The organism is Bacillus sp. CR71 (assembly GCF_003429245.1).
GTDB lineage: Bacteria > Bacillota > Bacilli > Bacillales > Bacillaceae_G > Bacillus_A > Bacillus_A thuringiensis_S.
This window is the reverse complement of sequence record NZ_CP031748.1, coordinates 3,412,732-3,414,045: the sequence shown is the minus strand read 5'-3', so window position 1 is coordinate 3,414,045 and position 1,314 is coordinate 3,412,732. Positions and strand designations below refer to the sequence as shown.

Below are 1,314 nucleotides of genomic sequence, written 5' to 3'. Positions count from 1 at the left end.
AAGTCGAGAGATCGCCTGTTAGCGATCCAAATAAATTGTTTGAAAGGTTTTTCAGGGGTGATAAGGCAAGAAAAAATAATCAAGGAAATGGACTGGGACTTGCTATCTCAAAAAGAATTGTTGAACTTCATGATGGTAATATACATGCAGAATATAAAGATGGCTGGATGTCCTTTATTGTTGAACATCCAATCAAATAGAACGGCTTATGGAATTACAGGTTCCATAAGCTTTTTTTATAAAACTTAAGAATTCTTAAGGATTTTACAGGGTGTTTCCTAATTTTTATAGTTTATCATGGGTGTATTCAAAGTGATGAGGTGAGCAAAGAAGAAAAAAGGAAAGACTTCATTGTAGCTTTAGGGTGAATGCAATATGACTATTTTATTAGTAGTAAACAAACGTAGTAGCTTATTGTAATGAAATAAAAAATGTAGGAGGATATAAATGATAAAGCCAGTTGTAGATGTAAAAAACATTCAAAAATTGTACGGTAAAAAAGGTGAGAATCAATCACATGCATTAAAAGGTGTATCATTCTCAATTCAAGAGGGGGAGTTTGTCGGTATTATGGGGCCTTCTGGTTCTGGTAAAACAACATTATTAAATGTAATTTCAACGTTAGATAAAGCGACAGGCGGCGTTGTTGAAATTGCAGGAACGGATATTACGAGGATGAAGCAGGGTGAACTTTCTGATTTTCGTTCACAAAAGTTAGGATTCATTTTCCAAGACTTTAACTTATTGGAGAATTTATCTATCTATGAAAATATCGCACTCCCACTTTCACTTCAAGGTGTTTCATCTCGTAATATTGGAAAGAAAGTAGAAAAAGTAGCTGATATGTTAGGCATTACAGCTATACTTCAAAAATATCCTTCTGAAGTATCTGGTGGACAAAAGCAACGTTCCGCAGCAGCACGTGCGTTAGTTCATGAACCAGCAATTATTTTGGGAGACGAGCCGACTGGAGCCCTAGATTCTAAAAATGCAACGAGTTTACTTAATGCCATGACAAGCTTAAATAAAGAGCAAGGTGTATCCATTATGATGGTTACGCATGATCCTTACAGCGCAAGTTACTGTCAACGTATTTTATTCATTCAAGATGGTGAGTTATATAAAGAAATTCATCGCGGTAGTACCCGTGAAGAATTCTATAAAGAAATTTTAGATGTGCTTGCAAACTTAGGCACAGAAAAAGCGTAAGGAAGGAAGTTCAATCATGTTATTTAAGCTTTCTATGTCAGGCCTAAAAAGTAAGTTGCAAGATTACATTGTTTTACTTGTTGGTCTTATTGTCTCTATTTCAAC

At 35.0% G+C, this 1,314-nt stretch carries 2 protein-coding genes; both read left to right on the top strand.

The window, feature by feature from the left end; genetic code table 11:
- Window positions 1-200 (top strand): ATP-binding protein (locus tag DOS87_RS17195; protein WP_222616347.1); only part of this gene is annotated, 200 nt, incomplete at its 5' end.
- A gap of 247 nt (window positions 201-447) precedes the next feature.
- Complete coding sequence (locus DOS87_RS17190) at window positions 448-1,209, top strand: ABC transporter ATP-binding protein (protein ID WP_000595169.1); 762 nt, start codon at window positions 448-450, stop codon at window positions 1,207-1,209.
- Window positions 1,210-1,314 lie beyond the last annotated feature (105 nt).